Here is a 25,567-nt window from a genome sequence, read left to right on the forward strand (position 1 = left end):
AACGTGGACATCATCAAGCTCACCGCCGCCGGGATCGCGGAGAAGATCGTCTCCGGCGAGCTCACGGCCGTCCAGGTCACCGAGGCCCACCTGGCCCGGATCGACGCCGTCGACGAGAAGGTGCACGCCTTCCTGCACGTGGACCGCGAGGGCGCACTCGCCCAGGCCCGTGCCGTCGACGAGAAGCGCGCCCGCGGCGAGAAGCTCGGCCCGCTGGCCGGCGTCCCGCTCGCGCTGAAGGACATCTTCACCACCGAGGGGATCCCGACCACCGTCGGCTCCAAGATCCTCGAGGGCTGGATCCCGCCGTACGACGCGACGCTGACCAAGCGGCTGAAGGACGCGGACGTCGTCATCCTCGGCAAGACCAACATGGACGAGTTCGCCATGGGGTCCTCCACCGAGAACAGCGCCTACGGCCCGACCGGCAACCCCTGGGACCTGACCAAGATCCCCGGCGGTTCCGGCGGCGGCTCGTCCGCCGCGCTCGCCTCCTACGAGGCCCCGCTGGCGATCGGCACGGACACCGGCGGCTCCATCCGCCAGCCCGCCGCCGTCACCGGCACCGTCGGCGTCAAGCCGACCTACGGCGCGGTCTCCCGCTACGGCATGGTGGCCTTCTCGTCCTCCCTCGACCAGGGCGGCCCCTGCGCCCGCACGGTCCTGGACGCGGCCCTGCTGCACGAGGTGATCGCCGGCCACGACCCGCTGGACTCCACCTCCATCGACGCCCCGGTCCCGCCGGTCGTCGAGGCGGCGCGGAACGGCAGCGTCGCCGGCATGCGCGTCGGCGTCGTCAAGCAGTTCCGCGGCGAGGGCTACCAGGCCGGTGTGCTGCAGCGGTTCGACGAGTCGGTCGAGCTGCTCAGGGAGCTGGGCGCCGAGATCGTCGAGGTCGATTGCCCGTCCTTCGACCTGGCGCTCGCCGCGTACTACCTGATCGCGCCGTCCGAGTGCTCCTCGAACCTGGCCCGCTTCGACGGCCTGCGCTACGGCCTGCGGACCGGCGACGACGGCACCCGTTCCGCCGAGGACGTCACCGCCCTCACCCGCGAGGCCGGCTTCGGCCCCGAGGTGAAGCGCCGCGTCATGCTCGGCACCTACGCGCTGAGCTCGGGCTACTACGACGCCTACTACGGCTCCGCGCAGAAGGTCCGCACGCTCATCACGCGCGACTTCGAGAAGGCCTTCGAGCAGGTCGACGTGCTCGTCTCGCCGACCACCCCGACCACCGCCTTCGCGATCGGCGAGCGTGCCGACGACCCGATGGCGATGTACCTCGCGGACCTGTGCACCATCCCGACCAACCTGGCGGGCAACGCGGCCATGTCGCTGCCGTGCGGCCTCGCCCCGGAGGACGGGCTGCCGGTGGGTCTGCAGATCATCGCTCCCGCCATGAAGGACGACCGGCTCTACAAGGTCGGCGCCGCGGTCGAGGCCGCGTTCACCGAGCGTTGGGGCCACCCGCTGCTGGAGGAGGCTCCGTCGCTGTGAGTGCAGAGAAGTCGAGCGCGTTGAAGAAGGCCAAGGGCTTCAAGAAGTCCAAGGCCGGTACGTACCTGTCCATCGGCACCACCCTGTTCGGTGCGGTGAGCGTGGCCAAGCAGGCGAAGAAGGCGCGGACCGAGCAGGACACGCTCCAGCTCGTCGACGCGGTCGTCTCCGCCGCCGCCATCGTCACCGGCGTCGCCCTGCTCGTGCGCGAGCTGCGCCGCATGAACAGCGACGACGTCCTCGCCGGCTGAGCAGGGACTTGAGAGGTTAGTTTTCGTGACCGTCACTGAACTGGTGCCGTACGAGGACGCGCTGGCGTCCTACGACCCCGTCATGGGCCTGGAGGTCCACGTCGAGCTGGGCACCAAGACCAAGATGTTCTGCGGGTGCTCCACCGAGCTGGGCGCCGACGCCAACTCGCAGACCTGCCCCACCTGCCTCGGCCTCCCCGGCGCGCTGCCGGTCGTCAACGCGACCGGCGTCGAGTCCGCGATCCGCATCGGCCTCGCGCTGCACTGCGAGATCGCCGAGTGGTGCCGCTTCGCCCGGAAGAACTACTTCTATCCGGACATGCCGAAGAACTTCCAGACCTCCCAGTACGACGAGCCCATCGCCTTCAACGGCTACCTCGACGTGCAGCTGGAGGACGGCGAGATCTTCCGTGTGGAGATCGAGCGCGCCCACATGGAGGAGGACACCGGCAAGTCCACGCACGTGGGCGGTGCCACCGGCCGCATCCACGGCGCCCGGCACTCGCTGCTGGACTACAACCGCGCCGGCATCCCGCTCATCGAGATCGTCACCAAGCCGATCGAGGGCGCGGGCGAGCGGGCCCCCGAGGTCGCCAAGGCGTACGTGGCCGAGCTGCGCGAGCTCATCAAGGCGCTCGGCGTCTCCGAGGCCCGCATGGAGATGGGCCAGATGCGCTGCGACGTCAACCTGTCGCTGCGCCCCAACGGCACCGAGAAGTTCGGCACCCGCAGCGAGACCAAGAACGTCAACTCGCTGCGCTCCGTGGAGCGTGCCGTCCGCTACGAGATCAGCCGCCACGCCGGCGTGCTGAACGCGGGCGGGAAGATCGTCCAGGAGACCCGGCACTTCCACGAGGAGGACGGCTCCACCACCGCCGGCCGCATCAAGGAAGAGGCCGAGGACTACCGCTACTTCCCCGAGCCGGACCTGGTGCCGGTGGCCCCCGCCCGCGAGTGGGTCGAGGAACTGCGGGGCACCCTCCCCGAGCTGCCGCGCGTGCGCCGCAACCGGCTGCGCGAGGAGTGGGGGATCTCCGAGCACGACATGCAGTCGATCCTCAACGCCGGTGCGGTGGACCTGATCGAGGCCACCATCGCGGCCGGCGCCGACTCGGCCGCCGCCCGCAAGTGGTGGATGGGCGAGCTGGCCCGCCGGGCCAACGAGGAGGGCACCGCCCTCGCGGAGCTCCCGATCAGCCCGGCCCAGGTCGCGCGGATCGCGGCGCTGGTCGCCGACGGCTCGCTCAACGACAAGCTGGCCCGTCAGGTCATCGAGGGCGTGCTGGCCGGCGAGGGCGAGCCGGACGCGGTCGTCGAGCAGCGCGGTCTGAAGCTCGTCTCCGACGACAGCGCCCTGGGTGCGGCCGTCGACGAGGCGATCGCGGCCAACGCGGCCATCGCGGACAAGATCCGGGCCGGCAAGGTCGCGGCGGCGGGTGCGCTCGTCGGCGCGGTCATGAAGGCCACCCGGGGCCAGGCGGACGCGGCGCGTGTCCGCGAACTGATCCTGGAGAAGCTGGGCGTCGAGGGCTGACGTCCGGCAATCGCCTGCCGATAATGGCCGCTTCTCCCCCCGGAGGAGCGGCCATTGCCGTATGCCCCGGGCCGGCTGATTTTTGCCGGTACGCACCCCACATGCCGGAACGGTCCGGCATGATCGCCTGGAACGGGCCGGTCCGCGTGCCCGGACGAGGGCTGGGGAGTGGCAATGCGACGGGTGAGCACAGCGCTGGCGGCGCTCCTGTTGACGGGCGCGGGGCTGGCGGCGACGACAGGGACGGCGGATGCGGCCACGTCGGCGGCCGGCATCGAGGCGGCTTGTGCGGGCGACTGGGGCAGTCTTCCCAAGACCGCCACCGAGACGGCCGGTTACTCGCCGCTGGTGAACATCAGAACCGGGCAGCACGCCTGCTTCGACCGCATGGTCTTCGACATCCGCGGCGCCGAGGGCAGCGCGGAGCACGGCCCGGTCCGCTATCAGGTCCGTTATGTGGACGAGTTGCACCAGGACGGCTCCGGTGACCTGATCCCGGTCGGAGGCGGTGCGATCCTCGAAGTGCGTGTCGGTGCGCCGAGTTACGACCCTGAGACGATGCAGCCGAGCTACCGGGCACATGTCGGCAAGCCGCTGCCGGGCGTCGGCGTCGAGGGATACCGCACCTTCAAGGACATCCGCTACGGCGGCAGTTTCGAGGGCGACACCCAGGTGGGCGTGGGGGTACGGGCACGACTGCCGTTCCGGGTGTTCCAGTCGGGCAACCATGTCGTGGTGGATGTGGCGCACCGCTGGGGCGCGGACCACGGCGCCCCGTAAGGCGCCCCCTCCTCCGTGTGGGGTGGGCCACAAAGGGGACAAAGGATCTTTTTCGGCTGTCAGAGTGTGGGGGATCTCCCGCAACAGCCCGGAAGCCCGTCCATGACCTCACTCGCCCGGTGGTGCCTGCGCCGCCGCACCACCGTCGTCGTGCTGTGGCTCCTGGCCCTCCTGGGCACCGCGGCGGCCGCCACGGCCGCCGGGTCCGGCTACTCCGACGACTACCGCGTGCCCGGCACCGAGTCCGCGCGGGCGACGGAGCTCATGCAGCAGGCCTTCCCCGACACGGGCGGTGACGACGTCATCGTCTGGCACACCGGCGACGGCACCGTGAAGGCCACGGACGTGGAGCGGCGCATGAGATCCGTCCTGCACGAGGTCGGGCGCCTGCCCGGCGTCGCCGACGTCGGCACCCCGCACACCAGCCGCGACGGGCACACCGCGTACGCCTCCCTCGCCTTCGCGTCGGGCGGCGCCACCAAGGCGCAGGTGCAGAAGGTCGTCGACACCGTGCGGAAGGCCGGCACCGGAAACCTGCGCACCGCTCTCGGCGGCAGCGACATCGCCACCACCGAGAGCGCGAGCGGCCACCTGAGCGAGGTCGTCGGCGTTGTCGTCGCCGCGGTCGTGCTGTTCCTGGCCTTCGGATCGCTCGCGGCGAGCCTGTTGCCCATCGCCACCGCCCTCGTCGGCGTCGGCACCGCCGCCATGGGCACCGTCCTGCTCGGCCACGTGATGACGGTCGCCGGCTTCGCGCCCATGCTGGGCACGCTCATCGGCCTCGGCGTGGGCATCGACTACGCCCTGTTCATCGTCACCCGGCACCGCAAGGGACTGCGGCAGGGCCTGCCCGTGGCCGTCGCCGCGGAGCGTGCCGTCGCGACCACCGGGCGAGCCGTGGTCTTCGCGGGCGGCACCGTGTGCGTGGCCCTGCTCGGCATGCTGATCCTGCGGCTCGGCTTCCTCAACGGCGTGGCCGTGGCCGCCTCGCTCACGGTCGTCCTCACCGTCGCGGCCTCCGTCACCCTCCTCCCTGCCCTGCTCGGCATGATCGGCCCACGGGCGCTGAGCCGCCGCGAACGCCGCCTGCTCGCCGCCGAGGGCCGCTGCCCCGAGGCCCCCACCGGGCTCGCCGCGCGCTGGTCCGCCTTCGTGGAACGGCACCCCAAACTGCTCGGCGCGGTGGCCGCCGTGGTCATGCTGACCCTCGCGCTGCCCACGTTCTCCCTCCACCTGGGCACCTCCGACCAGGGCAACAACCCGGCCTCCAGCACCACGCGCCAGGCCTACGACCTGCTCGCCGACGGCTTCGGCCCCGGCGTCAACGGCCCGCTCACCCTCGTCGCCCCGCTCGACAGCGCCGCGGACCGCCTCGCCTTCGACAAGCTCCCCGACACCCTCCGCCGCACGGAGGGCATCGCCTCCGTCACCCCCGCGGCCCTGAGCGGCAGCGGCAGCACGGGCCTGATCACGGTCGTCCCCACCACCGCACCCCAGTCCCGCGCCACCAGCGACCTGGTCGACCGGCTCCGCACCCAGGTCCTCCCGAAGGCCGCGGACGGCACGGGCCTGAAGGTCCGCGTGGGCGGCGTGACCGCGAGCTACGACGACTTCGCCGGCGTCATCCGCGGCAAACTCCCGCTGTTCGTGGGCACGGTGGTGGGTCTGGGCTGCCTGCTGCTGCTCCTGGCCTTCCGCAGCATCGGCATACCGGTGAAGGCGGCGCTGATGAACATCGCCGCGGTGGCCTCGTCGTTCGGCATCGTCGTGGCGATCTTCCAATGGGGCTGGGGCAGCGAATTCCTGGGCCTGGGCCACCAGGGCCCGGTGGAACCGTTCCTTCCGGTGGTCATGGTCTCGGTCCTGTTCGGCCTCTCCATGGACTACCAGGTCTTCCTCGTCAGCCGCATGTACGAGGAGTGGCTGGCGACCCGCGACAACTGCCGCGCGGTACGGGTCGGCCTGGCCGAGACCAGCCGCGTCATCAACTCGGCGGCCGTCATCATGATCTCGGTCTTCCTGGCGTTCGTCCTGAGCGGCGACCGGGTGATCGCCATGTTCGGCATCGGCCTGGCGGCGGCGGTGGCCCTGGACGCGTTCGTGCTGCGCACGCTGCTGGTGCCGGCGCTGATGCACATGCTGGGCGGGGCCAACTGGTGGTTGCCGCGTTCGCTGGAGCGCTGGCTTCCGAGGGTGAGCATCGAGGCGCCGGAACCGGCTGCGCCCCGTCAGGGGCGCGAGGAACTGCGCGAGCAACCACTGGCAGCCCGCAGTTGACCTGCTGCCCTGGGCGGGTGCGTCGGCTGCGGGCCGTCGGTGGCTTGCCGCGCAGTTCCCCGCGCTCCTGACGGGGCGCCTAAGGCCCCCTCACCCGCAGATCAGGCACTTGCCCGATGCCCCCACCCCCCTCCTTAGGGACGAGGCTTCTCCCGAAGCCGAATCCCGAAGGGGGAAACCCGTGTTCATCCACTACGAACTCCACCGGATCCGCAGCGCCGAGCTCATCCGCGAGGCGGCCGCACACAGGCCGGCCCGTGTCGCCCGCAGGGCACCCCGGCGCCTCCGCCGCCTCTTCGTTCTCGCCGCCTGAACCCGATGTCAGCCCCCTGTGCGATGCTCGGCGACGTGCAGAAGACCTCCGTCAGCCCCGTGTTCGTCGGCCGTTCCGACGAACTCGACACGCTCGCCGACGCGCTGGAGCGCGCAGCCGCCGGCGAGCCCCAGGCCGTGCTCGTCGGCGGCGAGGCGGGCGTCGGCAAGACGCGCCTGCTGGAGGAGTTCCTCGCCGGCGCCGCGGCCGGCGGCGCCGTCACCGCGACCGGCGGCTGCGTCGAGATCGGCGAGGACGGCCTGCCGTTCGCGCCCCTGGCCACCGCCCTGCGGGCCCTGCACCGACAGGTCGGCGACGCCCTGACCCGGGCCGCCGCCGGGCACGAGGGCGAACTCGCCCGCCTCCTGCCCGAACTGGGCGAAACCGCCCGCGAGTCGCACGACGAGGACGGCCGCGCCCGGCTCTTCGAGCTCACCGCCCGGCTGCTGGAGCGCCTCACCGCCGACCGCACCCTCGTCCTCGCCGTCGAGGACCTGCACTGGGCCGACCGCTCCACGCGTGAGCTCCTCGGCTACCTCTTCCGCTCGCTGCACAGTGCACGCCTGCTCATCATCACCACCTACCGCTCCGACGACATCCACCGGCGCCACCCGCTGCGCCCCTTCCTCGCCGAGCTCGACCGGATGCGCTCCCTGCACCGGATCGAACTCGGCCGCTTCACCCGTGCCGAGGTGCGGGCCCAGCTGGCGGGCATCGCGGGCGGCAGCCAGCCCGACCGGGACGTGCTCGACCGGATCTTCGAACGCTCCGACGGCAACGCCTTCTTCGTCGAGGAGATCGCGGCCTCACTGGCCGACGGTTGCACGGGCGGGCTCAGCACCTCCCTGCGCGATCTGCTGCTGGTCCGCGTCGAGGCGCTGCCCGAGGACGCCCAGCGCGTGGCCCGCATCGCCGCCGCGGCCGGCTCCGCCGTCGAGTTCGAGCTGCTGCACGCGGTCGCGGGCCTCGGCGAGGACGAGCTGATCGAGGCGCTGCGCGCGGCCGTGGGCGCCGGCATCCTGCGGGCCACGCCGGACGGCGACGGATACCGCTTCCGGCACGCCCTGGTCCGCGAGGCCGTCGTCGACGATCTGCTGCCCGGCGAGCGTTCCCGCCTCAACAGGCGCTATGCGCATGCTCTGGAGGCGGATCCGGGCCTCGTCCGGGCCGACGAACTCCCGGCCCGCCTCGCCAGCCACTGGTACCACGCGCACGATCCGGCCAAGGCGCTGCCCGCCGTCCTCGCCGCCGCCGTGCACGCCCGCCGGCGCTACGCCTACACCGAGCAACTGCGCCTGCTGGAACGCGCGCTGGAGCTGTGGGAGGACGTCCCGAAGGAGGTCCGCGAAGCCCAGCGGCCGTTCGACCACGCGGACGTCTATCCCGCGTGCGGCTGTGACGACGAGGCGCTGCGCCGGCTCGACCTGCTGGCGGAGATCGTGGTCGCCGCGCACATGTCGGGGGAGCGCGAGCGCTCGCTGGCCGTGGCCAGGAAGGCGCTGCGCATGCTGGACGAGACCAAGGACCCGCTGCGCGCGGCCTGGTTCTGGACGCAGCAGGGCAAGGCGGCGGAGGGCCTGGCACGCGGCGACGGCCGGGCGGAGCTCGGCCGGGCGCAGGAGCTGGTCCGGGGGCTGCCGCCGTCCCCGGTGCACGCCGAAGTGATCGCGCAGGCCGCCGCGTGGAGCGCCGTCCACACGCCGGGCCCGGAGAGTTACGCCACCGCCGAGCAGGCGGTCGAGCTGTCCCGGCTCGTCGGGGCCGAGAGCACGGGGCTCAGCGCCCGGCTCACCCTGGGCGGGCACCGGATCGACTCGGGGGACGTCGAGGGCGGCCTCGCCGAGATGCGCGCCGTCTGCGCCCGCGCCGTCGAGCTCGGCGAGGTCCATGTCCTGGGGCGCTGCTACATCAACCTGGCCTCCGCCCTGGAGGGTGTGGGCCGTTCCGCGGAGGCCGTCACGGTCGCGGACGAGGGCGTCGAGGTGCTGCACCGCTTCGGCCTGCGCGACTCGACGGCCTGGGTCCACGGCAACAAGGCCTGTTCCCTGTACTCGCTGGGCCGTTGGCCGGAGGCGGAGGAGGCGGCCCGCGAGGCGCTGCGCCTGGCGCGGACCCGCATGCCCCGGGGCGCGGCGGCCAAGCGCTTCGCGCTGCTGGCCCTGGCCCGCGGCGAGTGGGACGCGGCCGAGCGCGAACTGGCCGTGGCCCGCGCGCACTACGGCACGCACGACCCGCAGCCGCAGTACGAGATCCCCTTCGGCCACTGCACCCTGGAACTGGCCGCCGCCCGCGGCCGGTTGACCGATGCCCGCGCCGCCCTCGACGAGACCCTGCGCCCGGGCCTCCCGGCCGCCGCCCAGCGCTACGCCTGGCCGCTGCTGATCGCCGCGGCCACGGCCGAGGCGGACGCGCGCGGCCTGCCGGCGGCCGAGCAGGGCCGTGCCGCGGTCCTCGGCAGTATCCGGGCCGCCGCCAAGCGGCTGCCGCGGTTCATCCCGGTATGGCAGGCCCACGCGCTCTATCTGGACGCCGAACTCCTGCGCGCGGATGGCTGTGAGGACGCACATCGCTGGGCGGAGGTCGTGGCCGCCTTCGAGCTGCTCGACCGGCCCTACGAACTCGCCCGCGCCCGGTACCGCTGGGCCGCCTCCCTGCTGGGTGCGGGCGGAGAGGGGGCGGCCGAGCCACTGGCCGCGGCCCACACCACCGCCGTCCGGCTGGGCGCCCGGCCGTTGCGCGAGGCCGTCGAACTGCTGGGGCGGCGGGCCCGGTTGTCCCTGGGCGGTAACCGGCAGACGGGCGACGGTCTCGGGCTGACCCCGCGGGAGCGTGACGTCCTGCGCCTGGTGGCGCTGGGCCACAGCAATGGTCGGATAGCCGAGGAGCTGTTCATCTCGCCGAAGACGGTGAGCGTGCACGTCTCCAACATCCTTGCCAAGCTCGGCGTCTCGGGCCGCGGCGAGGCCGCCGCGACGGCGCACCGGATGGGGCTGTTCAGCCCGCCGGTCCGCAGCTGACCCGTCACCCCCGGGGACGTCGGCCGCGGGTGCGTCCGCCTCAGTCCCACGACCCCATGGCCTTCGGCAGCGCCGCTATCTCCGCCAAGTCCTCGGCGGTCAGGCGCAGTTCCGCCGCGGCCGCGTTCTGCACCGCCCACGCGGCCTTCTTGGTGCCCGGCACCGGTATGACGTGCCTGCCCTGGGCCAGTACCCAGGCCAGGGCGACCTGGGCCGCGGAGGCGTCGTGGCGGTGGGCCACGCGGCGCAGGCCGGCCACGATCGGCTGGTTGGCGGCCATCATCTCCGCGGTGAACCGCGGGTGCCGCGCCCGGACGTCCTCCGGCTCGAAGCCCTGGCCGGGGGTGAGGGTGCCGCTCAGGAAGCCGTTGCCCAGCGGCATCGCGGCCAGCAGGCCCACGCCGCGCGAGGCGCACCACGGCACCAGGCGGTCCAGTGCCTCCCGCGACCACACCGACAGTTCGGCCTGAACGCTGCTGACGGGAAAGACCTGTTGGATGCGTTCGAGCTGGCGGATCGTCGTGTCGTACATCCCCGTCATCCGCGCGGCCGGTGCGCCGGACCGCAGGCTCGTGCGGCGCTGGGCGCGGGCCCCGACCGCGGACCAGCCCAGGGCGCGCACCTTGCCGGCGGAGACCAGGTCGGCCATCGCCCCCCAGGTCTCCTCGACCGGCACCTCGGGGTCGGGGCGGTGCAGCTGGTAGAGGTCGATCACATCGGTCTGCAGGCGGCGCAGCGAGGCGTCGCACGCGCGCTTCACATAGCCGGGGCGGCCGTTGGCGACGATGTGCTGATCGCCCACCAGCAGCCCGCACTTGGTCGCCACGAAGGCCTCGCCGCGGCGCTCCCGCAACACCCGTCCCAACAGCAGCTCGTTGGTGAACGGCCCGTACATGTCGGCCGTGTCCAGCAGGGACGTTCCGGCATCGAGTGCCGCATGGATCGTCCGCAGCGAGCCCTCGCCGCTCCGCTGGGAGGCGGTGTACGCCCAGTGCATGGGCATGCACCCGAGTCCGACGGCGCCCGCTTCGAGTGCCGTCGCACCGATTCTCCTGCGCTCCACCGCCCGTATCCCCTCCCGTTCCTCGCCCCCAAACTAACCTCTGCCGGGACCGCCTCTTCGCATAGCCTCCAGGCATGAGCGCAGATCACAGCGGTACCACGACCCGCGCGGCCCGCCCCCTGGCCTGGCTGCCGATCCGGCCCGAGGAGATCGAGGACCTTCCGGGCGGCCTGGAGTACGCGTACTGGAACGGCGAACCGGACTTTCCCACCGACCCGGCCCGTGTCGTCTTCTACGCCGCCCCCTACATGAAGGGCGACGAGGTCTGCACCCGTCCGCTGCCGCTGATGCCGAACCTCAGGGTGCTGCAGGCGCTCACCGCCGGTGTCGAGAACCTGCTGCCCGCCGTGTCCTCGCTGCCCTCCGGGGCGAAGCTGTGCAACGCCCGTGGCCTGCACGACGCGAGCACCGCGGAGCTGGCCCTGACGCTCACGCTCGCCGCCCTGCGCGACATCCCGGGGTTCGTCCGGGCCCAGGACGCGGGGGAGTGGCGGCACGGGTTCCGTCCGGCGCTCGCCGACAGGTCCGTCCTCATCGTGGGGTACGGCTCGATCGGCAGTGCCATCGAGGACCGGCTCGCACCCTTCGAGTGCGCGCGGGTGGCACGTGTCGCGCGCTCTGCGCGGACAACCGCGCGCGGGCGGGTGCATCCGGTCTCCGCCTTGCCCGGTCTGCTTCCCGAGGCGGATGTGGTGATCCTCGCGACGCCGCTCACGGAGGAGACCCGCGGTCTCGTCGACGCCGGGTTCCTCGCGCGGATGAAGGACGGCGCCCTCCTGGTGAACGTCGCCCGGGGCGCCGTCGTGCGGACCGGGGCGCTGCTCGCCGAGCTGGAGAGCGGCCGGCTGCGGGCCGCACTCGACGTCACCGACCCCGAGCCGCTGCCCCCGGGGCATCCGCTGTGGAGTGCACCCGGCGTTCTCGTCACCCCCCATGTGGGTGGGCCGAGTTCGGCCTATTTCTCGCGCGCCAAGGCCCTCTTGCGCGATCAACTGGCCAGATTTGTACTGGACGAGCCTCTGCGGAATGTCGTAGTCGCTGCGGACTGATACCACGTAGAGGCACGATTTGAGTGCGCTGAGTATCCGTAATCCGGTAGCCAGTTACGCTATGTATATGAGCTATGTCCCTGAGTGACGAGTCTGGTGTATCGTCCGGTCCGGGGGCTGCGCCGCGCAGTGAACGGCGCAGCGATGTACCGGAACTCGAGGGGGGCGACGGGCGATGCACGGCCAATGGACGATCAACCCGACGCGGCAAGCGCACGGACCACGCAGCCACTGTCCGGTGATCTCGGACCCCCGCCTCCCGCAGCCGGCCCCCGCCGGGGCCCCGACCGGGGAGGCGGCGCGGTGAGCGCCCCCGGAGCGGCCCTGCCGCGGCGGACGATGCCCGCCTCCGGCTCGGGCGTGGTCCCCCAGCTCCTCCTCGCCCTCGTCTGCGGCGGCTACGCCACGGGCGCCGCCTTCGGCTGGGGCTCGGCCGAGCTGGCCCTGACCATGGGCGACTTCGGGCTCAGCGGCGCGGCGGGCCTCGCCGCGGCCTCCTGCTTCTGGTACGGCCGCACGCACAGCAGCCGGTTCCGGCCCGCCTGGCTGCTGTTCGCCGCCTCCTCCGCGATGGCCGGCTTCGGCAACTTCGTCTGGGGCTGGTACGAGGTCGTCCTCGGGCGGCACGTGCCGAGCCCGTCCCCGGCCGACTTCTGCTTCCTGCTCTTCGCGCCGCCCGCCATCATCGGCCTGCTGGTGCTCGCCCGCCGCCCGGTCACCCGGGCCGGCTGGGTCTGTCTCGGCCTCGACTCGTGGCTCATCGGCGGCTCGCTGCTGACCCTCTCCTGGAGCCTGGCCCTCGCGCACACGGCGCACTTCGCCGGCGAGACGGTCGCGCAGGCCGCCCTCTCGCTGGCGTACCCGCTGCTGGACATCGTGCTGGTGTCGATGGTGCTGGCGCTGCACTTCAAGCGCTCGTCCGCCAACCGCTCCGCGATCAACACCGCCATCGCCGCCCTCGCGCTGACCGTCCTGTGCGACGCCCTGTTCACCTCCCCGCTGCTGCGCGAGCACTACCGCTCGGGCCAGATCCTGGACGCGGGCTGGTTCGCGGGCTACATGCTCATGGCCTACGCGCCCTGGGTGGCCCGCGAGGAGGGCGAGGACGGCAGCCGCCCCGTGCCGCACTCCGGGCGGCCCATCGCCGGCTCGCTGGCCGCGCTCACCCCGTACCTCGCGGCCGCCGTCTGCACCCTGGGCATCCTGTACAACGTGCTCGACGGCCACCACGTCGACCGCGTCGTGCTGTTCACCGGCTGCACGGTCGTCCTGGCGCTGGTCGTGCGCCAGGGCATCATGCTGCTGGACAACATCTCGCTCACCCAGGAACTGGCCCAGAAGGAGAACCACTTCCGCTCCCTGGTACAGGGCTCCAGCGACGTCATCATGATCGCCGCGCCCACCGGGATACTGCGCTACGTCAGCCCCGCCGCCGCCGGGGTCTACGGGCGCGAGGCCGAGGAGCTCATCGGCTCCGAACTGGCCTCCCTGATCCACCCGGAGGACCTCGGCCGCGTCGTCCACGAGGTGCGCCGCTTCCTCGCCGCGCCCCCCGCCGACGAGCCCACCACCCGCATCGAGTGCCGCTTCCGCTCCGGCAGCGGCGACTGGCTCAACGTGGAGTCCACCGTCAACCGGCACCACGGCGGCCTCATCTTCAACAGCCGGGACGTCACCGAACGCGTCCGTCTCCAGGCCCAGTTGCAGCACACCGCCGAGCACGACCCGCTCACCGACCTGCCCAACCGCGCCCTGTTCACCCGCCGCGTGCAGCAGGCCCTGGCCGGCCGCAGAGTGACCGACGCGGGCACCGCCGTGCTCTTCATCGACCTGGACGGCTTCAAGGCCGTCAACGACACCGTCGGCCACCAGGCCGGCGACGAACTGCTCGTCCAGGCCGCCCGCCGGCTGCAGGACTCGGTGCGGGCCGGCGACAGCACCGCCCGCTTCGGGGGCGACGAGTTCGCCGCGCTCATCATCGGCGACGGCACCCGCGACCCCGCCGCCCGCGAGTACCGCATCCTGGAGATCGCCGACCGGCTGCGGGCCACCCTCTCCCAGCCGTACCTGGTCGAGGGCGGCACCGAGGTCCGCGTCAACGCCAGCATCGGCGTGGCCTTCGCCGACCCGGGCATCACTCCCGGCACCCTCATGCGCAACGCCGACCTCGCCATGTACCGCGCCAAGCAGGCCGGCAAGGGGCGCGTCGAGCTCTACGCCCCGCAGATGCAGGCCGAGGTGGTGCGCCGCGCCGAACAGGCCACCCGGCTGCGCACCGCCCTGCACGACGGCCAGTTCGCGCTGCTGCACCAGCCCGTCGTCGAGCTGGACACCGGCCGCCTCACCGCCGTCTCCGCCCAGCCCCGTTGGCGCTCGGCCCAGGGCATCCTCTTCACCCCGGACGAATTCCTGCGGGCCGGCGAGCCGGGGCGCGGCGACGCCGCCCGGTCCGGCGACGGCGGGGCCCTGGCCGAACTCGGCCGCTGGACGCTGGAGAAGGCCGTCGAGCAGGCCGCCCACCGCCGCCGTGCGGGCCACGCCGTGCCCGTTCATGTGCGCGTGTCCGCCGCCCGGCTGCTGGACCGGGCGCTGCCGCAGAAGCACGTCGAGGAGCTCATCCTGCGCCACGACCTGCCCTCCGGCGCCCTGGTCCTGGAGCTGACCTGCAGCGACCCGCGGGTGCCGCTGGACGAGCTGGAGCGCCGGCTGGAGTCGCTGCGGCGCTTCGGCGTCCGTATCGCGCTCGACGGCTTCGGCAGCGGCTACGCCGCGATGAGCGCTCTGCGGCGGCTGCCCGTCGACGTGCTCCGGCTCGACCGCGAACTGGTCGACGGCGTGGCCGAATCTGCCCGGCTGCACAAGATCACGGCAGGGCTGCTGCGGATCGCCGGCGACCTCGGCCTGCAGTCCGTGGCCGACGGGGTGGACGACGCCGAGCAGGTCCGCGCCCTGCGCGCCATGGGCTGCACCCACGGCCAGGGCCAGGCCTTCGCCGGTGCGCTGGACGAGCACCGGCTGCGCCAGGCGCTCGACCGCGGCGGCTACACCCTTCCGGGTGATTCTGCCGACGGCCCGGACGAGCTGCTGGTGGGCGGCGCACTGCCCGTACGTTCCGGTGCGGTGGGCAGTGCGGGCGCTCTGGCCCACGCGCCGCTCCGTTCACATAATGAGACGCCTGTCCCACCCACTTGACACTCCGCGGGGAGCGGAGGGAGGGTCAGTGACATGCGCACCCGAATTCTCGTACTTGGAAAGCGCGTCGGCTGAAGCAGGACCCCGTCCAGGTCCTGCCGACCGCACCGACGCGCTCCCCTCGCTTGCCCTACGGCACGAGGGGTTTTTTGTTGCCCAGCCGAATCCATCCGTCTCACCCGTCGAACCGTCGAATCCTTCGAGAAGAGAATGTCGATGACCGAGCAGGCCACCGGGGCCCATCATCCGCAGCCGCGGGCCCGTAACGGCGGAGCGCAGCAGCCCGCCACCGTCGAGCACGTCACGGGCGCGCAGTCCCTCATCCGAGCGCTGGAGGAGGTCGGGTGCGACACCGTGTTCGGCATCCCGGGCGGTGCCATCCTCCCCGCCTACGACCCGATGATGGACTCCTCGAAGGTCCGCCACATCCTCGTCCGCCACGAGCAGGGCGCAGGCCACGCCGCCACCGGATACGCGCAGGCCACGGGCAGGGTCGGGGTGTGCATGGCCACCTCGGGCCCGGGCGCCACCAACCTCGTCACGCCGATCGCGGACGCCCACATGGACTCCGTCCCGCTGGTCGCCATCACCGGCCAGGTCGCCTCCAAGGCCATCGGCACGGACGCCTTCCAGGAAGCCGACATCTGCGGCATCACCATGCCGATCACCAAGCACAACTGGCTGGTGACGGACCCCGCGGAGATCCCCCGGACGATCGCCGAGGCCTTCCACGTCGCCTCCACCGGACGCCCCGGGCCGGTGCTCGTCGACATCGCCAAGGACGCCCTCCAGGCCCGGACCACCTTCGTCTGGCCGCCCCACACCGACCTGCCCGGCTACCGCCCGGTCACCAAGCCGCATTCCAAGCAGATCCGCGAGGCGGCCAAGCTGATCACCCAGGCCCGGCGCCCCGTCCTCTACGTCGGCGGCGGCGTCCTCAAGGCGCAGGCCACCGCCGAGCTCAAGGTCTTCGCCGAGCTGACCGGCGCGCCCGTCACCACCACGCTGATGGCGCTGGGCGCCTTCCCCGACAGCCACCCCCAGCACCTGGGCATGCCCGGCATGCACGGTTCCGTGGCCGCCGTCACCGCCCTGCAGAAGTCCGACCTGATCGTCGCCCTCGGCGCCCGCTTCGACGACCGCGTCACCGGCAAGCTGGACTCCTTCGCCCCGAACGCCCGGATCGTCCACGCGGACATCGACCCGGCCGAGATCGGCAAGAACCGCGCCGCCGACGTCCCCATCGTCGGTGACGCCCGCGAGGTCCTCGCCGACCTGATCGTCGCCGTCCAGCACGAGCACGCCGAGGGCCACCGCGGCGACTACGGCAGCTGGTGGGAGGACCTCGACCGCTGGCGCCGGACCTACCCGCTCGGCTACGACCAGCCCGACGACGGCACCCTCGCCCCGCAGCAGGTCATCCAGCGCATCGGCGAACTCGCCCCGAAGGACACCATCTATGCCGCCGGTGTCGGCCAGCACCAGATGTGGGCCGCCCACTTCATCCGCTACGAGCAGCCCGCGACCTGGCTCAACTCCGGCGGCGCGGGAACCATGGGCTACGCCGTGCCCGCCGCGATGGGCGCCAAGGCCGGCATGCCGGACCGCACGGTCTGGGCCATCGACGGCGACGGCTGCTTCCAGATGACCAATCAGGAACTGGTCACCTGCGCGCTCAACAACATCCCCGTCAAGGTCGCCATCATCAACAACGGCGCCCTGGGCATGGTCCGGCAGTGGCAGACCCTGTTCTACAACCAGCGCTACTCCAACACCGTGCTGGGCACGGAGGCCGCGCCCGGCACCCGCGTCCCCGACTTCGTCAAACTCGCCGAGGCGATGGGCTGCGTGGGGCTGCGCTGCGAGGACCCGTCCGAGCTGGACAAGGTCATCCAGGAGGCCAACGCCATCAACGACCGCCCGGTCGTGGTGGACTTCATCGTCCACCAGGACGCCATGGTCTGGCCGATGGTCGCCGCCGGCACCTCCAACGACGAGATCCTCGCCGCCCGGGGCGTCCGCCCGGACTTCGGCGACACCGAGGACGACTGAGAACAGGCGAGGAGACCGACCCCATGACCAAGCACACGCTCTCCGTCCTCGTGGAGAACACCCCCGGCATCCTGGCCCGGATCGCCGCCCTGTTCTCCCGGCGCGGCTTCAACATCGACTCGCTGGCCGTCGGCGTCACCGAGCACCCCGACATCTCCCGCATCACGATCGTCGTCAACGTCGAGTCGCTGCCGCTGGAACAGGTCACCAAGCAGCTCAACAAGCTCGTCAACGTGCTCAAGATCGTCGAGCTGGAGGACAGCCAGGCCGTCCAGCGCGAGCTCGTCCTCGTGAAGGTCCGCGCCGACAACGAGACCCGCTCCCAGATCACCGAGATCGTCCAGCTCTTCCGCGCCAAGACCGTCGACGTCTCCCCGGAGGCCGTCACCATCGAGGCCACCGGCGGCAGCGAGAAGCTCGGCGCGATGCTCAAGATGCTGGAGCCGTACGGGATCAAGGAACTGGTGCAGTCCGGCACCATCGCCATCGGGCGCGGGGCGCGGTCCATCACGGACCGCAGCCTGCGGGCGCTCGACCGCAGCGCGTAGCGCTCCGGGGGGCGCGTACCCCTACCCCTCAACACTCGTTCCCCCGTCATACGGTGGGACGCACAACCCACAAGCAAGGAGAAACCTCACGTGGCTGCCGAGCTCTTCTACGACAACGACGCCGATCTGTCCATCATCCAGGGCCGCAAGGTCGCGGTCCTCGGCTACGGCAGCCAGGGCCACGCCCACGCGCTGTCGCTGCGCGACTCGGGCGTCGACGTCCGCGTGGGCCTGCACGAGGGCTCCAAGTCCAAGGTGAAGGCCGAGGAGCAGGGCCTGCGCGTGGTCACCCCCGCCGAGGCCGCCGCCGAGGCGGACGTCATCATGATCCTGGTCCCGGACCCGATCCAGGCCAAGGTCTACGAGGAGTCCGTCAAGGACCACCTGAAGGACGGCGACGCCCTGTTCTTCGGCCACGGCTTCAACATCCGCTTCGGCTTCATCAAGCCCCCGGCCGGCGTCGACGTCTGCATGGTCGCCCCCAAGGGCCCGGGCCACCTGGTGCGCCGTCAGTACGAGGAGGGCCGCGGCGTCCCGTGCATCGCGGCCGTCGAGCAGGACGCCTCGGGCAACGCCTTCAAGCTCGCCCTCTCCTACGCCAAGGCGATCGGCGGCACCCGGGCCGGTGTCATCAAGACCACCTTCACCGAGGAGACCGAGACCGACCTCTTCGGCGAGCAGGCCGTGCTGTGCGGCGGCGCCTCGGCGCTCGTCAAGGCCGGGTTCGAGACCCTCGTCGAGGCCGGCTACCAGCCGGAGATCGCCTACTTCGAGTGCCTGCACGAGCTCAAGCTCATCGTGGACCTGATGTACGAGGGCGGCCTGGAGAAGATGCGCTGGTCCGTCTCCGAGACGGCCGAGTGGGGCGACTACGTCACCGGCCCGCGCATCGTCAACGACGCCACCAAGGCCGAGATGAAGAAGGTCCTCTCGGAGATCCAGGACGGCTCCTTCGCCGCCAACTGGATGAAGGAGTACGAGGCCGGCCTGCCCAAGTACAACGAGTACAAGAAGGCCGACCAGGACCACCTGCTGGAGACCACCGGCAAGAAGCTGCGCAAGCTGATGAGCTGGGTCGACGACCAGGAGTGAGCATGCCGCAGGCCGGGCGGGCCGCCCCGCGCCCGCCCGGCCCCTTGCGAGGGTGACGTTTCCGCAACGGCGACGGGGCCCGGGGGCAACCCCGATACACTGCGGAGCACAACGCGTCAGGCTCACAGCGTCGTGCGTCTTCCACGCGGCTGCCCCCTTCTTCACCGCCGTCTGCGGGGCCGTCGGGACACGGCCCGCCGACGAAGGACCAGTGAGGACTGAGACCCGTGAGCACTGCTTCGCCACGCAAGCCCGTCGTACTGATCGCCGAAGAGCTGTCGCCTGCCACCGTCGACGCCCTGGGCCCCGACTTCGAGATCCGGCACTGCAACGGTGCCGACCGCGCCGAACTCCTGCCCGCCATCGCCGATGTGGACGCCGTCCTGGTGCGCTCCGCGACGCGGATCGACGCGGAGGCCGTCGCGGCCGCGAGGAAACTCCGCGTCGTCGCCCGCGCCGGCGTCGGTCTGGACAATGTGGACGTCTCCGCCGCCACCAAGGCCGGCGTGATGGTCGTCAACGCCCCGACCTCCAACATCGTGACCGCCGCCGAGCTGGCCTGCGGTCTGCTGATCGCCACCGCCCGCAACATCCCGCAGGCCAACTCCGCGCTGAAGAACGGGGAGTGGAAGCGTTCGAAGTACACGGGCGTCGAGCTCTCCGAGAAGGTCCTCGGCGTCGTGGGCCTCGGGCGCATCGGCGTGCTGGTGGCCCAGCGCATGTCCGCCTTCGGCATGAAGATCGTCGCCTATGACCCCTATGTCCAGCCCGCGCGCGCCGCGCAGATGGGCGTCAAGCTCGTCTCGCTGGACGAGCTGCTGGAGGCCGCCGACTTCATCACCGTGCACCTGCCCAAGACGCCCGAGACGCTCGGGCTCATCGGCGACGAGGCGCTGCGCAAGGTCAAGCCCACGGTGCGGATCGTCAATGCCGCGCGCGGCGGCATCGTCGACGAGACCGCGCTGGCGGCGGCGCTGAAGGAGGGCCGCGTCGCGGGCGCGGGCCTGGACGTGTACGCCGTCGAGCCGTGCACGGACTCCCCGCTCTTCGAGTTCGACAGCGTGGTCGCCACCCCGCACCTCGGCGCCTCCACGGGCGAGGCCCAGGAGAAGGCCGGCATCGCCGTCGCCAAGTCCGTACGGCTGGCGCTGGCGGGCGAGTTGGTGCCGGACGCGGTCAACGTCCAGGGCGGCGTCATCGCCGAGGACGTCAAGCCCGGGCTGCCGCTCGCGGAGAAGCTGGGCCGCATCTTCACGGCGCTGGCCGGTGAGGTCGCCGTCCGTCTCGACGTCGAGGTGTACGGCGAGATCACGCAGCACGACGTGAAGGTGCTCGAACTGTCCGCGCTCAAGGGCGTGTTCGAGGACATCGTCGACGAGACCGTGTCGTACGTGAACGCGCCGCTGTTCGCGCAGGAGCGCGGCGTCGAGGTGCGACTGACGACGGCCTCGGAGTCGACGGACCACCGCAACGTGGTGACCGTGCGCGGCACGCTCTCCGGCGGCGGCGAGGTCGCCATCTCCGGCACGCTCTCCGGCCCCAAGCACCTGCAGAAGATCGTCGCCGTCGGCGAGTACGACGTCGATCTGGCGATGACCGACCACATGGCGTTCCTGCGCTACGAGGACCGTCCCGGCGTCGTCGGCACCATCGGGCGGGTGCTGGGCGACGCGGGCGTCAACATCGCCGGGATGCAGGTGGCTCGTGCCGCGGAGGGGGGCGAGGCGCTGGTCGCGCTGACGGTCGACGAGTCCATTCCGGCTGCCGTGCTCGCCGACATCGCGGAGGAGATCGGCGCGGTTTCGGCTCGGGCCGTCGACCTGACGGACTAGCCGCCGGGTGCGGGTTGTTCGTGGTTGCTCGCGCCCGCGCGGCGGAGCCGCATGGTGCAGCGGTCCCGCGCCCCTTCGGGGCACGGGGAAAGCCGCGTACCCTGCTGCGCATGGGTGCACTAGGACAGCCCGCCGATCCGCCCTATCTGCGGATCGCCGCCGAGATCCGCGCGCGGATATCCTCCGGCGAGCTCCGCGCAGGGGACAAGGTGCCGTCCACGCGGCAGATCACCCAGGAGTGGGCGGTGGCCATGGCCACCGCCACCAAGGTGCTCGCCGTGCTGCGGCAGGAAGGGCTCGTCCGGGCCGTGCCCGGTGTGGGCACGGTCGTGGACGCCCCGGACTCCCGGCCCGGGGCCGTCGCCCGGGGCGCCCGGCGCGCCAGGTCCCGGGCCGCGGGCAACGGGGCGCTCACCCGCGAGCGCATCGTGCGGACCGCGGTCGCCATCGCGGACGCCGACGGGTTCGCGGCCGTCTCCATGCGCACCATCGCCGCCGAACTCGGCGTCTCCACCATGGCGTTGTACCGCCATGTGTCCGGCAAGGACGAGCTCGTCGAGCTCATGGCGGACGCCGTCTTCGGCGATGTGACGCTCCCGGCGTGCGCCGCGACGGACTGGCGGGGCCGGCTGGAGGCGTCCGCGCGCACGCAGTGGGCGCTCTACCGCCGGCACCCGTGGCTGGCGAAGGCCATGTCCTTCACCCGCCCGCTGATGTCGCCGCACGCGATCGCGCAGATGGACTGGGCGATGCGGCCCGTCCATGAACTCGGCCTCCCCCCGGGTGCGTTGCTGCACATCATGGTCACCGTGGCCGGCTACGTGCGGGGCGTCGCGGTCGGCCTGGAGGACGAGGCGGACGCCGAGCAGGACACCGGGATGACGTACGACGAGTGGATCGAGACGCGCGCCGCGGACATGGAGCGGATCCTCGCCGCCGGTGATTTCCCCGTCTACGAGCGGATGTTCAGGGGCGCCGACGAGGATTTCTCGCTGGACTCGATGTTCGCGTTCGGGCTGGCCCGGCTGCTCGACGGGCTGGAGCCGTTCATCGCGGCGTCGCGACGGCGCCCTGCTCCGGGAGGACGGTCGCCGTCGCGCGGCGGCGCAGTGAGACGAGCGTGACGACCGCGCCGAGGAGCAGTACCGCGGTGCCGCCGACGGCGGCGACGTGCATGCCGTGGACGAAGGCGGCACGCGCCGCGGCGAGGACCGCTTCGCCGGCCCGGCCGGGGAGTTGCTGCGCCACGGCCACTGCGCCGCCGAGGGTTTCGTGGGCGCCGTGGGGGAGTCCGCCGGGGAGGCCGGCGTCGGTGTCGCGGCGGTAGACCGCCAGGCCGATGCTGCCGAAGACCGCCATGCCCAGTGCGCCGCCGAACTCCTGTCCCGTCTCCAGCAGGGCCGCGGCCGAACCCGCCTTCTCCACCGGCGCGGAGGCGAGGGCCATGTCCGAGACCACTGCCATGACGGCGACGATCCCGCAGGCGATGACGGCCGCCGCGACCAGCGTCAGCGCGAGCGAGCGCGGTCCGCACAGGGTGAGCAGGGCGTAGCCGAGGGCGGCGATGCCGAAACCGGCGGCGATGACACGGGACTTGTCGGTCCGCTGCCCTGCACCGGCCGCCACGGGGGCGGCGATGCCGACCGCCACCGAGGGGAGCACGCCCCAGAGCGCGGCTTCCAGCGGGCTCTTGCCCAGCACGGACTGCAGGTACTGGGTGGTGAAGTAGGACGAGCCCATCATGCCGACGGTGGCGAGGGTGTTGATGCCGATGCCCGCGCCGAAGACCCGGTGCCGGAAGAGCTCCCGGCTGATCATGGCGTCCGGGATGCTGCGCTGCCGGTGCACGAACAGGGCGCCGACGGCCAGGCCGGCCGCGATGCACAGGCCCATGGGGAGCGAGAGCCCGTCGGCCGCGATCCGCTTGATGCCGTAGACCACCGGCAGCACCGCGCCCGTCGAGAGCACCGCGCTCAGCGGGTCGAACCGGCCCGGCCGGGGGTCGCGGGACTCCGGCACCAGGAACGGCGCGAGCACCAGCAGCAGCACCATCGCGGGCACGTTGACCAGGAAGGCCGAGCCCCACCAGAAGTACTTGAGCAGCACGCCGCCCAGCACCGAGCCGAGCGCGATGCCGCCGGCCATGGCGCCGGACCAGATGCCGATCGCCTTCGTGCGCTCGGCCTCGTCCCGGAACAGGTTGCGTACCAGCCCCATGGTGCTCGGCATGAGCGTGGCCCCGCCGATGCCGAGCACGGCACGGGCCGCGATGAGCATCCCGGCGCTGTCCGCGTAGGCGGCGGCGACCGAGGCGGCGCCGAAGGCCGAGGCTCCGAACAGCAGCAGCCTGCGGCGGCCGATGCGGTCGCCCAGCGAGCCCATGGTGATCAGGAGGCCGGCGAGGGCGAAGGCGTAGCTGTCGAAGATCCAGAGCTGCTGGGTGCTGGTGGGGGCCAGTTGCGCGGTGATGGCGGGCATGGCGAAGAAGAGGACGGAGACGTCCATGGAGACCAGGAGAAGGGGCAGCAGGAGCACGGCGAACGCCGTCCACTCCCGGCGCCCGGCGCGTGCGCTGGGGTTCGTCATGCCGAGGAATATACGGACGTCTTAAACGCTTGTCTATGACGGGCGTATAGGACGGCCGTCTGGGACGGGCGTATGGCGCCGGGCTAGGGTGTCCGCATGGGACATCGCGAAGATCTGCTGGAAGGCGCCAAGCGCTGCCTGCTCGACAAGGGCTGGGTACGCACGACCGCGCGCGACATCGTGGCCGCTTCCGGGGCCAATCTCGCCTCCATCGGCTACCACTACGGGTCCAAGGAGGCGCTGATGCTGGCGGCCTTCATGAAGATGACCGAGGAGTGGGGCGAGAGTGTCGGGCACAGCCTGCAGGGTGTCGTCCCGTCCGGCGCCTCCGCGGACGAGCGCAATGCCGCGACCTGGGACGCGGTGATCGAGGGGTTCTCGGTCAACCGCCAGTTCTGGCAGGTGCAGATGGAGGTCGTCGGGCAGCTGGAGCAGCATCCCGAGCTCAAGAAGACCTTCGCCGAGGTCCTGCCCAGTGGCCGGGAGGGCATGGTCGCCATCTTCGAGGGCGTCGACGACACCGAGGTCGGTGCCGAGGCGACGCGCACGGTCGGCTCGCTCTATCACGCCCTGTTCATCGGCCTGTGGGTGCAGTGGCTCATCGATCCGGCCGCCGTGCCGACGGGGCGGGACATCGTCGAGGGCATGCACCGCGTGCTCGAAGGGCGGGTGCTCGACCCGGCGGACACCCCGTCAGGAGCAGTTTCGGACAATTAGGGTTGCGCCGGGTCGTACTTACCGGGCGTACTGGACCTTGTGCGGGTGACGTGGGTCTAATGGTTGCCTGAGGACATCAGTCCGACCCGGGAGCTGCTCATGAACGAGACCGGCACCACCATCCCCGTCACCGCACCCTCCGCGCCCGCCTTCCCGCAGGCCCGCACCTGTCCCTACCACCCGCCCGCCGGCTACCCGAAGCCGGCGGAGGGTGGACCCGTGACCCGTGTGAGGCTCTACGACGGCCGCGAGATCTGGGCCGTGACCGGACACGCCGAGGCCCGCGCCGTGCTCACCGACCCCCGCTTCTCCTCCGACCGGACGCATCCCGGCTTCCCGGCGATCATGCCGCGCTTCGAGGAGCAGCGGGAGCTGCCGCCGCTGCCGATGCTCGGCGTCGACGATCCGCTGCACGCCCGTCAGCGGCGCATGTTCATCTCCGCGTTCGGCCTCAAGCGGATCAACGCGCTGCGGCCGCAGATCCAGCAGGTCGTCGACGGCCTCGTCGACGCCATGCTCGCCGCCGGCCCCGGCGCCGAGCTCGTCTCCGCGTACGCCCTGCCCGTGCCGTCCATGGTCATCTGCTCGCTGCTCGGTGTGCCGTACGCCGACCACGAGTTCTTCGAGAGCGCGTCGCGGCGGCTGCTCCTCTCGCGGACCGCGGAGGAGGCACGGGTGCCGCGGATCGAACTCCAGGAGTACCTGGGCGACTTGATCGACGCCAAGCGTTCCGCGCCCGGCGACGGGCTGCTCGACGGGCTCGTCGCCGAGCAGTACGCCGACGGGCGGATCGAGCGCGACGAACTGGTCATGCTGTCGCTGCTGCTGCTCGTCGCGGGCCACGAGACCACGTCCAACATGATCTCCCTCGGGGCCTACACGCTCCTCGAACACCCCGACCAGCTGGCCGCGTTGCGGGCCGACCCCGGGCTGATGCCCGGCGCGGTCGAGGAGTTGCTGCGCTACCTCTCCATAGCCGACGGCCTGGTCCGGGTCGCCGTCGAGGATGCCGAGATCGGCGGGCGCACCATACGGGCCGGGGAGGGCGTCGTCCTCCCCGCCTCGGTGGTCAACCGCGACGCCGCGGCCTACGAACGGCCGGACGCCCTCGACGTGCGGCGCTCGGCGCGCCACCACATCGCGTTCGGCTTCGGTGTGCACCAGTGCCTCGGCCAGAATCTGGCCCGGGCGGAACTGGAGATCGCCCTCGCCACGTTGTTCGCCCGCATACCCTCGCTGCGAACGGCCGTTGCGGCCGAGGAGTTGGTCCTCAGGCCGGCCGGTTCACTGCAGGGACTCATCGCCTTGCCGGTCACATGGTGACCGGAGAACGGAGCTTCACCACCATGAGCGTGCGCATCACGATCGACTCCGGTGTGTGCATCGGGTCGGGGCAGTGTGCCTTGACCGCGCCGGCGGTTTTCGACCAGGACGACGACGGGTACGGCACGGTCCGTCCCGGCCGGGAGGACGGGGGCGGGGACCCGCTGGCCCACGAAGCGGTGCGGGCCTGCCCGGTGCAGGCCATTTCCCTCCGGGAGGAGTGAGGTTCGGGGCGTTGCGGGTCGCGCCCCGTCCGGCGCCCCGTAAGGGGCGCGGGGAACTGCGCGACAAGCCCCCACCGGGCCGCAGTCGACGCACCGCGGGGGTCCGGGGCGCAGCCCCGGGGACGTTGGCTGCGGGCGCGTCGTGGTTGCTCGCGCAGTTCCCCGCGCCCCTGACGGGGCGCTAACCCAGCCGTAGACGCGACGCCTTGAGACTCAGGTGCAG

General features: G+C 72.0%; 19 protein-coding genes. 17 read left to right on the forward strand and 2 right to left on the reverse strand.

Annotated features, from left to right (window positions below):
- Positions 1-3 precede the first annotated feature (3 nt).
- The 7 genes from gatA (at position 4) to HG542_RS23845 (ending at position 9,666) form a co-directional block, all read left to right on the forward strand.
- Entirely contained in the window at positions 4-1,494 is a 1,491-nt protein-coding gene (gene gatA, locus HG542_RS23820) for an Asp-tRNA(Asn)/Glu-tRNA(Gln) amidotransferase subunit GatA (protein WP_171084727.1), read from the forward strand.
- Entirely contained in the window at positions 1,491-1,745 is a 255-nt protein-coding gene (locus HG542_RS23825) for a hypothetical protein (protein WP_171084729.1), read from the forward strand. The genes gatA and HG542_RS23825 overlap by 4 nt, the downstream gene beginning before the upstream one ends.
- Positions 1,746-1,770: 25 nt before the next feature.
- Positions 1,771-3,279 carry an Asp-tRNA(Asn)/Glu-tRNA(Gln) amidotransferase subunit GatB gene (gene gatB / locus HG542_RS23830; RefSeq protein ID WP_171084730.1) on the forward strand — a complete coding sequence of 503 codons (1,509 nt, stop codon included), beginning with the start codon at positions 1,771-1,773 and terminating at the stop codon, positions 3,277-3,279.
- 174 nt (positions 3,280-3,453) lie between these two features.
- Positions 3,454-4,059: an AMIN-like domain-containing (lipo)protein gene (locus HG542_RS23835; protein ID WP_171084731.1), complete on the forward strand. Its 606-nt coding sequence runs from the start codon at positions 3,454-3,456 to the stop codon at positions 4,057-4,059.
- Between the two features lie 102 nt (positions 4,060-4,161).
- Positions 4,162-6,336, forward strand: coding sequence for an MMPL family transporter (locus HG542_RS23840; RefSeq protein ID WP_171084732.1), 2,175 nt, complete (start codon positions 4,162-4,164; stop codon positions 6,334-6,336).
- A 181-nt stretch (positions 6,337-6,517) separates the two neighbouring features.
- The gene (locus tag HG542_RS35375) at positions 6,518-6,649 is read left to right on the forward strand and encodes a hypothetical protein (RefSeq protein ID WP_255316106.1); all 132 of its coding nucleotides are present in this window, start codon (positions 6,518-6,520) and stop codon (positions 6,647-6,649) included.
- 5 nt (positions 6,650-6,654) lie between these two features.
- Positions 6,655-9,666, forward strand: a complete 3,012-nt coding sequence (locus tag HG542_RS23845) for a helix-turn-helix transcriptional regulator (RefSeq protein WP_255316107.1) — start codon at positions 6,655-6,657, stop codon at positions 9,664-9,666.
- Between the two features lie 40 nt (positions 9,667-9,706).
- Here HG542_RS23845 and HG542_RS23850 read toward each other — a convergent pair whose 3' ends face one another.
- Positions 9,707-10,729 carry an aldo/keto reductase gene (locus HG542_RS23850; protein ID WP_171084733.1) on the reverse strand — a complete coding sequence of 341 codons (1,023 nt, stop codon included), beginning with the start codon at positions 10,727-10,729 and terminating at the stop codon, positions 9,707-9,709.
- A gap of 74 nt (positions 10,730-10,803) precedes the next feature.
- Between HG542_RS23850 and HG542_RS23855 the strand changes: the two genes are divergently transcribed.
- The 7 genes from HG542_RS23855 (at position 10,804) to HG542_RS23885 (ending at position 21,618) form a co-directional block, all read left to right on the forward strand.
- Complete coding sequence (locus HG542_RS23855; RefSeq protein ID WP_171084734.1) at positions 10,804-11,778, forward strand: 2-hydroxyacid dehydrogenase; 975 nt, start codon at positions 10,804-10,806, stop codon at positions 11,776-11,778.
- Between the two features lie 303 nt (positions 11,779-12,081).
- Complete coding sequence (locus HG542_RS23860) at positions 12,082-14,970, forward strand: putative bifunctional diguanylate cyclase/phosphodiesterase (RefSeq protein WP_373313083.1); 2,889 nt, start codon at positions 12,082-12,084, stop codon at positions 14,968-14,970.
- Positions 14,971-15,180: 210 nt separating this feature from the next.
- Entirely contained in the window at positions 15,181-17,022 is a 1,842-nt protein-coding gene (locus HG542_RS23865) for an acetolactate synthase large subunit (protein WP_171084738.1), read from the forward strand.
- Positions 17,023-17,045: 23 nt separating this feature from the next.
- A complete protein-coding gene (gene ilvN / locus HG542_RS23870) occupies positions 17,046-17,570 on the forward strand; it encodes an acetolactate synthase small subunit (protein WP_171084742.1) in 525 nt (174 codons plus the stop codon).
- A gap of 90 nt (positions 17,571-17,660) precedes the next feature.
- Positions 17,661-18,662 carry a ketol-acid reductoisomerase gene (ilvC, locus tag HG542_RS23875; protein WP_171084743.1) on the forward strand — a complete coding sequence of 334 codons (1,002 nt, stop codon included), beginning with the start codon at positions 17,661-17,663 and terminating at the stop codon, positions 18,660-18,662.
- 227 nt (positions 18,663-18,889) lie between these two features.
- Positions 18,890-20,494 (forward strand): phosphoglycerate dehydrogenase, encoded by a 1,605-nt coding sequence (serA, locus tag HG542_RS23880; RefSeq protein ID WP_171084744.1) that lies wholly within the window; start codon positions 18,890-18,892, stop codon positions 20,492-20,494.
- 110 nt (positions 20,495-20,604) lie between these two features.
- Positions 20,605-21,618, forward strand: a complete 1,014-nt coding sequence (locus HG542_RS23885; protein WP_171084745.1) for a TetR/AcrR family transcriptional regulator C-terminal domain-containing protein — start codon at positions 20,605-20,607, stop codon at positions 21,616-21,618.
- Here the strand turns inward: HG542_RS23885 and HG542_RS23890 are convergent.
- A complete protein-coding gene (locus HG542_RS23890; protein WP_171084746.1) occupies positions 21,542-23,080 on the reverse strand; it encodes an MFS transporter in 1,539 nt (512 codons plus the stop codon). The two genes, HG542_RS23885 and HG542_RS23890, sit on opposite strands and share 77 nt — an antisense overlap.
- Before the next feature lie 96 nt (positions 23,081-23,176).
- On the opposite strand from HG542_RS23890, the gene HG542_RS23895 reads away from it, so the two are divergent.
- The 3 genes from HG542_RS23895 (at position 23,177) to HG542_RS23905 (ending at position 25,344) form a co-directional block, all read left to right on the forward strand.
- Positions 23,177-23,797: a TetR/AcrR family transcriptional regulator gene (locus HG542_RS23895; RefSeq protein ID WP_171084747.1), complete on the forward strand. Its 621-nt coding sequence runs from the start codon at positions 23,177-23,179 to the stop codon at positions 23,795-23,797.
- 99 nt (positions 23,798-23,896) lie between these two features.
- Positions 23,897-25,120 carry a cytochrome P450 gene (locus tag HG542_RS23900; protein ID WP_171084748.1) on the forward strand — a complete coding sequence of 408 codons (1,224 nt, stop codon included), beginning with the start codon at positions 23,897-23,899 and terminating at the stop codon, positions 25,118-25,120.
- Positions 25,121-25,149: 29 nt separating this feature from the next.
- Positions 25,150-25,344 (forward strand): ferredoxin, encoded by a 195-nt coding sequence (locus tag HG542_RS23905; RefSeq protein WP_171084758.1) that lies wholly within the window; start codon positions 25,150-25,152, stop codon positions 25,342-25,344.
- Positions 25,345-25,567 lie beyond the last annotated feature (223 nt).

Origin of the sequence: Streptomyces morookaense (assembly GCF_013030945.1) — a bacterium.
GTDB lineage: Bacteria > Actinomycetota > Actinomycetes > Streptomycetales > Streptomycetaceae > Streptomyces > Streptomyces morookaensis.

Bases quoted from the DNA above. Each gene is read 5' to 3' on its own strand.
- HG542_RS23855 (WP_171084734.1), top strand. From the start codon at position 10,804: ATGAGCGCAGATCACAGCGGTACCACGACCCGCGCGGCCCGCCCCCTG.
- HG542_RS23900 (WP_171084748.1), top strand. From the start codon at position 23,897: ATGAACGAGACCGGCACCACCATCCCCGTCACCGCACCCTCCGCGCCC.
- HG542_RS23845 (WP_255316107.1), top strand. From the start codon at position 6,655: ATGTCAGCCCCCTGTGCGATGCTCGGCGACGTGCAGAAGACCTCCGTC.
- HG542_RS23890 (WP_171084746.1), bottom strand. From the start codon at position 23,080: ATGACGAACCCCAGCGCACGCGCCGGGCGCCGGGAGTGGACGGCGTTC.
- HG542_RS23865 (WP_171084738.1), top strand. From the start codon at position 15,181: ATGTCGATGACCGAGCAGGCCACCGGGGCCCATCATCCGCAGCCGCGG.
- HG542_RS23840 (WP_171084732.1), top strand. From the start codon at position 4,162: ATGACCTCACTCGCCCGGTGGTGCCTGCGCCGCCGCACCACCGTCGTC.
- HG542_RS23885 (WP_171084745.1), top strand. From the start codon at position 20,605: ATGGGTGCACTAGGACAGCCCGCCGATCCGCCCTATCTGCGGATCGCC.
- HG542_RS23895 (WP_171084747.1), top strand. From the start codon at position 23,177: ATGGGACATCGCGAAGATCTGCTGGAAGGCGCCAAGCGCTGCCTGCTC.
- ilvN (WP_171084742.1), top strand. From the start codon at position 17,046: ATGACCAAGCACACGCTCTCCGTCCTCGTGGAGAACACCCCCGGCATC.
- HG542_RS23835 (WP_171084731.1), top strand. From the start codon at position 3,454: ATGCGACGGGTGAGCACAGCGCTGGCGGCGCTCCTGTTGACGGGCGCG.